This window comes from Nonomuraea sp. NPDC046570, assembly GCF_040645915.1.
GTDB lineage: Bacteria > Actinomycetota > Actinomycetes > Streptosporangiales > Streptosporangiaceae > Nonomuraea.
Genome location: NZ_JBEYZF010000087.1, coordinates 1 through 8,286, shown reverse-complemented (window position 1 = coordinate 8,286; position 8,286 = coordinate 1). Strand labels below are relative to the sequence as shown.

Sequence of the window (8,286 nt, the reverse complement as noted above, 5' to 3'; positions counted from 1 at the left end):
CCGCCAAGCTCCGCCCCCTCGGCATACCAGTGATCATGGACCGGTGTCACCAGGCACGGGTCCGCAACGCGCTGGAACCCGAGTGGGAAGCCCGGGGCGTTCCCCCCGGAGTGTGGACACGGGGTTCATGCTGCTTTGAGCACTGTATCGGTTCGATGCTCGTAGTCGATCGGGCTGAGATGCCCGAGGGTGGAATGCCTCCTTCTGGTGTTGTAGCGGGTGATCCACCTGAAGACCGCCAGCCGAGCCGCGTGAGCGGTCGGCCAGCGCCTGGCGCCCCGCAGCGTCTCCCTCTTGAGGGAGGCGTTGAACGCCTCCGCGGCGGCATTGTCGGCACTGGACCCGACGGCACCCATCGACTGCCGGACGCCGAGTTCGGCGCACAGGTCGGCGAACTCGCGCGAGGTGTATTGACTTCCATGATCGGAGTGGAAGATCGTCCCGTCCAGGCTGCCGCGCGTGCCGGCCGCGGCCCGCAGCGCGTCGGCGACCAGCTCGGTGCGCATGTGGCCGGCAATCGACCAGCCCGCCAGGCGGCGTGAATGCAGGTCCAGCACGGTCGCCAGGTAGAGGAACTCGCCGTCGCCGACGGGCAGGTAGGTGATGTCGCCCACGTAGCGCTGGTTCGGCGCGTCCGCGGTGAAGTCCCGGCCGATCAGGTCGGGCGCCTTGGCATCGGACGGTTCGGGCACGGTGGTGCGCACCTTCTTACGCAGGTGTAGCCCGACGATCCCGAAGGCGCGCATGACGCGGGAAGCGTGGCCGGGGCCAGGACCGCCGCCCCCACCCCCTGACCCGCGCGGGCGGCGATCAACCAGCCGGGCGCATCGGCCAGCCCGCCGGCCAGGCTCGCGGCGGTGAACACCGCCAGGCCCGCGGTCGCCGGTGCCCGTACAAGTCGGCCAGGCGGGCGCCGAGCAGCAGCAGAGCGCCGAAGCTCAGCGCGTAGGCATTGCCGACCCACGCCAGATGCCGGGCGTCGAAGGCGAGCGCGTGCTGGATGGACGGCAACGCGACGTTCACCACCGACACGTCCAGCACCACCATGAACTGCGCGGCGCACAGCAGCGCCAACACGACTGGCACTGACCCCTCCCCTCTCGTATAGCGATGCGATCACATCGCATTAGTTAGGCCCAGCATATAATCCGATGTGAACACATTGAGAAAATGGGAGGGTCCATGGGCAGGGGGCCAGGTGCGCAGCACGTGCAGCGGCGCAACGAGATCGCCGACGCGGTGCTCGCCATCGTCGCCGACCGCGGCCTGACCGCGGTCTCGCTGACCGAGGCGGCCGCCCGGGCAGGCGTCTCACCCGGACGCGTGCAGCACTACTTCCCAGCCAAGCAGCAACTCCTTGAAGCCGCCTTCGAGCGCGGCAACGAGCTGTCCAGCGCTCGTATCCGGGCCAAGGCCGGCGCCGACCTGCAGGCCGCCGAGCCGCGCCGGGTGCTCACCACGGTGCTGAACGAGCTCATCCCCTACGACGCCGCCAGCCAGGCCCACATGCGCGTACGGCAGTCCTTCCACGCCCTGGCGCTGGCCGATGAGCAGATCGCCGCCCGGCTGCGCCAACTGTATGACGTCTTCCACCGGGATCTGACCGACCTGCTGCACGCCGACCAGAACGCCGGCCGCCTGCCCCCCGGCACCGACCCGCACCGGCACGCGGTCAGCCTGGTAGCGCTCGCCGAAGGCCTGGCCACCAATGTGCTCATCGGCGTCACCACCAGCCAGGCCGCGCAGCAACACCTGCGGGCGGCCATCGCCGACCTGTACGGCCGGGCGTGACGACGGAAATCAGACGCTCCTATCGCGGCCCTGAACTGCGAGAACACAACAGATGGCGGCTGATGGGGCCAGCCTTACCGACAGGCCGTATTCGACCGCGACGGCTACATCGTGCTCAACCGGCCATGACGGGGAGCGCCACCGCGATGTGACGGGGGCCGGGAGGCCGCCCGTCACATCGCGGTGGCCGGCGTCAGCCCGTGACGCTCGACCGGCCGTTCTCGACGTGGCCCATCAGGCGGCGGACGTAGGAGGGGTCGTCGTCGCAGGTGACCTGGACGTCGTACCAGCCGTGCGACGCCTCCACCGGCCAGACGACCTGGCGGTACTGGCCGGCGCGCAGCGGTACGGTCTGTTCCTTGTCGCCATAGGCGTTGGCCCGCACCTTCAGGGTCAGGCGGTGGTCGCCGAGGTTGGTGATCTCGATCCGGACCTTCCGCGGGTCGATGTCGATCGTCTGCTGTACCTGGGCCTTGGCGGCCTTGCCGGACAGGGACCCGGCGAACTCGCGGCGGAAGCCGTTCGGGCCGGTCAGGGTCAGGTCATAGCGGTCCTTCACCTCGACGGCGCGGGTGGTGACGCCCAGGACGTCCGTGTGGAGCGGGAACTCGAACTCGCCGGCGTAGGGATAGAGCACCATGTGCGCGCTGTCCCGGCCGGTGTTGGCCAGGGTCAGCTCCAGAGTGCTGCCGAGCAGCCGGGCCCAGGAGTTCAGCTGGTACGGCAGCGGCCGGGCCGGGCGGGCGCCCTCCTCCTGGACCGGCATCCGCTGCTCGGCCGGCGGCGACGGCCGCCAGCGGCCCGTGAAGGCAGGGACCGGTGCGGGCTGGGCGGGGGACGGCCGGGGACCGGCGGAGGTGAAGTCGAAGGCGGAGGTCAGGTCACCGGAGACCGTACGCCGCCAGGGGGAGACGTCGGGAAAACGGACCCCGAGCCAGGTCTCCAGGAACCGCACGGTCGAGGAATGGTCGAAGATCTGGGAGCAGGCGTACCCTCCGATGGTCCACGGCGAGACGATCGTCATGGGAACCCGGACCCCCAGCCCGATCGGGTTTCCGTTGTAGAACTCGGCGGCCTGTGCGGCGGGCGGCAGCGGGGGCGGCACGTGGTCGAAGAAGCCATCGTTCTCGTCGTAGGTGATGAACAGCGCGGTCGACTGCCACACCTCGGGGGTGGAGGCGATCGCGTCGAGGATGTCGTAGGTGATTCGCGCGCTCTGGGCGGGAGACGAGGCCGAGGGGTGCTCGGAGTCCGCCGCCGACGGCACGACGTAGCTCACCTCGGGCAGCTTCCCGGCCTCGACGTCGGCGCGGAAGGCCTGCGCCAGCGTCTTGGACGGCACCCGGCGCAGCGCCCGGTCGAACAGCGAGCGCTCCTGCGGGGTGAGCTGCGCGACGCCCTCCTCCAGCCGGGCGAGCAGCAGCTGACGCTGCGGCTCCGACGCCGTGCGGACCGCGCGGTAGAAGGAGTGCATGCTCTTGTGGTCGCCGAGCAGCGCCTTGCGCGCGATCTGCCGGAACCGGGCGAAGAACTCCAGGTTGTTGTCCTCGTAGTTGTCCCACTCGTGGTAGACCTGCCACGACCTCCCGGCCGCCTCCAGGATCTCCCCGGCGTTCGTCCAGGTGTAGCCCGCGTGGGTGTCCTGGTTGTAGGCGGCGTTGTCGATGGCCCGTTTGGTGGTCCCGGGCTCGTAGCCGGTGTGCCCGCTGACGTGGTAGTTCCGGTTCGGGCTGGTGGAGGACAGCACCGAGCAGAAGTAGTGGTCGCAGATGGTGAAGGTGTCGGCCAGCTCGTACTGGAGCGGGATGTCCTGCCGCTCGTAGTGCGTCATCGTGGCCGGGGACTTGGCCGGGATCCAGCCGTTGTGCCAGCCCTTGGCCGCCGCCGCCTGGCCGTCGTTCCAGCCGTGCGCCAGGTCGGAGATCCACTGGAGGTCCTTGCCGACGAGCCCCGCGGCCTCCCGGACCGAGAAGGGCAGCACGCTTCCGCCGGCCGAGGGCTGCTCGAAGATCGGCTTGCCGTTCGGGAGCCGGATGGCGTTGCGGTCGCCGTACCCCCGCACGCCGCGCAGCGTGCCGAAGTAGTGGTCGAACGAGCGGTTCTCCTGCATGAGGAAGACGACGTGCTTGATCGCGGACAGGCCGCCGGGAGGTACCGCCATCGCCATCGCCCGGTGGACCGAGGGCGGCAGCAGCGAGCCCGCCAGTACTCCTGCGCCGGCCGCGAGGAACCGTCGGCGGGAGGGGCCTACGGACATGGGGATTTCCTTTCGAAGGGGACCCCGGAAGGCTGTCAATGGCAGGGAACCAGACCTTTATCGATGGGCATCGAACAGATGACACGTGAGCAGACTTGTTGCTAAATGACCAGATCTTCGCGCATAGGGACACGGGAAACCGTGCCGGCGCCACCGGCGATGAACGGGCCGCGATCGGTCGCAAGGATCGTTCGCGACGGCCGGAGGCGGGTGTGGGGGCCCCGCCACGTCCGGCCCGGCCGGCGATCCCGGGCACGACACGGACAAAGGTTCTGTTGTAACCTCCTACTAACCGAACAATGCTCGGTTTCATGAGCAGGAGGCATTGTGGCAGAGGCGTACATCGTCGGGGCGGTCCGCACCCCGGTCGGTAAGAGCCTGCTGACAAAGGCTTAAGAGGTCCTAACAAAATGATCTAAGGCGTGTCTAAAGCTCCTCTTGATCGTTGATCTCTGCATGAAGAAGGGTGAGCAGCTGCCCTGGATCGTGCCGGACAGCTTGTGGGAGCGCATCGAGCCGCTGTTACCGAAGGTGGAGCGGCGACAGCGTCATCCGGGCCGTAAACGGCTGGACGATCGACTCGCTTTGCAGGGCATCTTGTTCGTGCTCTATACCGCGATCCCGTGGGAGTTCCTGCCCCAGGAGCTGGGCTTCGGCTCGGGTATGACCTGCTGGCGGCGGCTGCGGGACTGGCACCAGGCCGGAGTGTGGGACAAGCTGCACCAGCTCCTGCTCGCCGAGTTGCACGCCTCCGGCCAGCTCGACTGGTCCAAGGCGGTGATCGACAGCTCCCATGTCCGGGCACTCAAGGGCGGCCCAAAACCGGACCGAGCCCGGTCGACCGCGCCAAGCCGGGCTCGAAACACCACGTCATCACCGACGCAGGCGGCATCCCCCTCGCACTGTCCTTGACCGGCGGCAACCGTAACGACGTCACCCAGCTCCTGCCGCTGATCAAGGCCATCCCGCCGGTGCGCGGGCGTCGCGGACGGCCCCGCAAGCGGCCCGACCGCCTGTACGCCGACCGCGGCTACGACCACGACAAGTACCGCCGCCTGGTCTGGCGCACCGGTATCAAACCCATCATCGCCCGCCGCGGCACCGAACATGGCTCCGGCCTGGGCATCCACCGCTGGGTCGTAGAACAAACGATCGCGCTCCTGCACTGGTTCCGCCGCCTGCGCACCCGATGGGAAATCCGCGACGACATCCACGAAGCCTTCATGACCCTCGCCGCCGCCATCATCTGCTGGCGCCGGCTCGTCCGCTGATCTTTCTGTTAGGACCTCTAAGTGCTCGTGGGCATGGGTCCGTAGAGGGCTGGTCCGATCTTGTTGATGTAGCCCTGATGGGACCATTGGGACAGTTGGACTCGGAAGCTGTTGATGTTCTCGATCCCGAGGATGGCGGGCCAGCTCTGCCCCTTTCCATGCCCTCCAGGGCTGGGCGGTCAGGAGTTCCAGGACCTTGCCGCGCCGGTCGGGACTGGACAAGGTCGGCAGAGGTGGCGGGTCTCCCCAGCGTTCATGGGGCGGTTGACCTGCCAGTTCGCGGGTCAGGCGGCGGGTCATCTGGTGTACGGTGGCCCACCAGATCAGCGCTTGGTGGTGTTCGGGCTTGCGTTCGTAGATGCGGACCAGCCGCCGGTAGCGGGCCAGCCAGGCGAAGGTTCTTTCCACCACCCACCTGCGGGGCAACACGACGAAGCCGCGGACGTCGTCGCTGCGTTTGACGATCGTGACGGCCAGGCCGAGGACCTGGCCGGCCCAGGTCACCAGGCGTCCGGCGTAGCCGCCGTCGGCCCACACCAGAGCGATGGTGGAGAACTTCTCCTGCAGCAGGGCCAGCAACGGGTGCGCGCCGTCACGGTCTTGGACGGACGCGGCGGTGACGATCACGCACAGCAGGTGCCCGAGCGTGTCGACCACAACATGCCGCTTCTGCCCCTTGATCTTCTTGCCTGCGTCATAGCCACAGGTCGCGGCTCCGACGGTCTCGGCTGCCTTGACCGACTGGGAGTCGACGCAGCCCGCCGTGGGCAGTTCGCCGCGTCCGGCCAGGACCCGCAGGCGGCCGCGTAGCCGCCCGGCGAGCAGCTCGGGCAGGCCCCGCCGCGACCAGCGCAGGAAGAACGCATACACCGCCTCATACGGCGGGAAATCGACCGGCAGGGCCCGCCACTCGATCCCGTACCGGGTCACATAGGTGATCGCATCCAGCACCACTCGCAGGTCATGCACCATCGGCCTGCCCGTGGCTGCGACCAGCTCGGCCATCACCGCCCGCGCCTCGCCTTCCAGCACCGCCCATTCGGCATCGCTCAGATCCGACGGATATGCCGGTTTCCGGCCGCGACATCGGCACCCCGGTGAGGCGCAATCGCTGGCGCTCACGGACGTGGGCGTGTAGACAGACAACCACGGGCTCCTGGCCGCTGAGCTGCTTAGACAACACCTCAGCTACCGGGAGCCCGCTCCTATTCACGGGTTAACGACCCGAAAATGACCACCCTCCGACGGTCTTCTGACTCAAACCCCAACACCAAATCCCTTTGTCAGCAGGCTCTAAGAAGAAGGGCGGTCTGTCCACCGTCCACCCCACCGATCTGGCCGCGCACACCCTCTAAGGAATAACCTCTGGGTTCCCGAGCACCTCTTCAGGCCATTCAGTCCCAGGACCAGGGCGTTTTCCGTGTAGAGCACGTCGCTCTGGTGGTTGAGGAGATCTCGGAATCGGTGAAGCTTCTCCCTCGTCGCTGAGGTTTTTGTAGCGATGGTGAAGTCGAGGAGTCGTGTGCCGGCCAGCTCCAGACGGCGCAGGATGCGCGCGGTGGAGCGGGGGCGGGTCCTGGCGAGCTCGGCGCGGTAGTGCGCCAGGGCCGAGGCACCGGCCGTGCCGGTGCGCACGCGGGGGAGCATCGCGCCTCCAGGCGTAGCGGATCGGAGGCGAAACACTACGCGCTGTGATCGTATCTCTTCCTCCCCTTCCCCTCCCCGTGGGCGCGACGCCGGGGGTTTCTGTTGAGCGTGGCGAAGATGTCAGTGGCGGCGCGGACTTAACGTCAGCCGTGCCTTTTCGGGATGCCGGGGTGGCGCGGCCTGCGTGGCGCCGCCGGAAAGCGAAGAACCTTCACGTGATAGGGCTCCGACGATCACCATCTGGCAACGCTATCCCTCCCGGATCGGGGTGATGGGGTAGAGAGGATGGGTGCGCCGGCTGCTCGCTTCGCTCCTCGCCCTGTCCCTGGCCTCGGTCCTGGTGTCTTGCTCGGCTGATCCTGCGGAAGAGGCGGCCAGGTTCCGCGCCGACGAGATCGCCCGGCAACTCGGGCGCGGCCTGAGCTGGAATCCGGAGGACATCGGTCACTGGCTCTCGCGCGAGAAGGACGTGACCGTCTACTCGGTGACAGGCACCCGCTACAGCCTCGACTCCGGAGAGATGGGGAGGGTCGTTCTGAGAATTCGTGCCACCGCCACCGCCGGGAGCGGCGTCCGGGGGATCCCCAGGGACAAGGCTCACCTGGCCACGCCGGTCCCGCCCCTGGTGGCCGCCCCGTGCTTTGAGATCTCGGTCTCCTACGCCGACGCCGAGGTCGACGAGGTCGGCTGCCCGGACGGCCCGCCACCTGTCTTCCGCGCGCCCGCCGAGATCCCGGACCGGGCGCACCAGTGGCTGAAGAGCCGCCTGCCCAAGGCACCCGACCTCCAGTCCGCCCGTGACGCGGTGAGGAGCCTGGACCTCGACGACCGCATCCGCGTGGAGGTGGCGGACATCAACGGCGTCATCGGCGTCGCCCTGTACGAGCGGCCGGGCGTGTGCCTGTTTGCCCGGGTCCGGTCTGTCGGGGTCGAAGTGTGGTCGCCCTCGCGGATCCAGGTGATGCCGGGCGAGGGCAGTTGCAGCGCCGCAGAAGCCGCCTCCGGCTTCGCCCAGCGTCCACCGCACTGACCACGGCAGCACCGCGGGCAGCCCGGGGTCGACCTGCTCGGAGCGCTTGCGGCCTGCTCCGGAGCCCCGCGCGAGCTACTGACATTCTTGTCGTCTGCCATCGGAATGTCAGCGGCTTCTGCAACTGATGTCAGTGACGCTTCAGTGGTCGCCCACCAGAACTTAAGACGGCTAGTCATCCAGCCGCGGAGCCAGGAGCAATGATCGAAACCTGTGGATCTGCCGGGAAGGGGTGTACCTTCCCGGATCATCCGATGTGGTTTCGAGATAAGGCCGACGCGCCAACGTCG

The 8,286-nt window shown here is 68.1% G+C and carries 5 protein-coding genes and 2 pseudogenes; 3 read left to right on the top strand and 4 right to left on the bottom strand.

The genetic code is table 11. The features are described from left to right. Positions 1-125: 125 nt before the first annotated feature. Together ABZ911_RS42600 and ABZ911_RS42595 are read right to left on the bottom strand one after the other, a co-directional pair. A pseudogene (locus tag ABZ911_RS42600) lies at positions 126-752 on the bottom strand (IS3 family transposase); the annotation flags it as partial. Positions 753-810: 58 nt separating this feature from the next. Then, on the bottom strand, positions 811-1,086 hold the full coding sequence (locus tag ABZ911_RS42595; protein ID WP_358070242.1) for an MFS transporter: 276 nt from the start codon (positions 1,084-1,086) through the stop codon (positions 811-813). Between the two features lie 96 nt (positions 1,087-1,182). On the opposite strand from ABZ911_RS42595, the gene ABZ911_RS42590 reads away from it, so the two are divergent. Further along, complete coding sequence (locus ABZ911_RS42590; protein ID WP_358070239.1) at positions 1,183-1,791, top strand: TetR family transcriptional regulator C-terminal domain-containing protein; 609 nt, start codon at positions 1,183-1,185, stop codon at positions 1,789-1,791. Positions 1,792-1,984: 193 nt separating this feature from the next. Here the strand turns inward: ABZ911_RS42590 and ABZ911_RS42585 are convergent, their stop codons facing one another. After that, positions 1,985-4,048, bottom strand: a complete 2,064-nt coding sequence (locus ABZ911_RS42585; protein WP_358070236.1) for a phosphocholine-specific phospholipase C — start codon at positions 4,046-4,048, stop codon at positions 1,985-1,987. 456 nt (positions 4,049-4,504) lie between these two features. Here ABZ911_RS42585 and ABZ911_RS42580 point away from each other — a divergent pair. Continuing rightward, a protein-coding gene (locus ABZ911_RS42580) for an IS5 family transposase (protein WP_358070233.1) occupies positions 4,505-5,319 on the top strand; the annotation gives its coding sequence in 2 pieces (ribosomal slippage) (positions 4,505-4,868 and positions 4,868-5,319; 816 coding nt in all). A gap of 288 nt (positions 5,320-5,607) precedes the next feature. Here the strand turns inward: ABZ911_RS42580 and ABZ911_RS42575 are convergent. After that, positions 5,608-6,441: pseudogene (locus tag ABZ911_RS42575) on the bottom strand (IS5 family transposase); the annotation flags it as partial. A gap of 814 nt (positions 6,442-7,255) precedes the next feature. On the opposite strand from ABZ911_RS42575, the gene ABZ911_RS42570 reads away from it, so the two are divergent. Then, positions 7,256-7,996, top strand: a complete 741-nt coding sequence (locus ABZ911_RS42570) for a hypothetical protein (protein ID WP_358070230.1) — start codon at positions 7,256-7,258, stop codon at positions 7,994-7,996. Positions 7,997-8,286 lie beyond the last annotated feature (290 nt).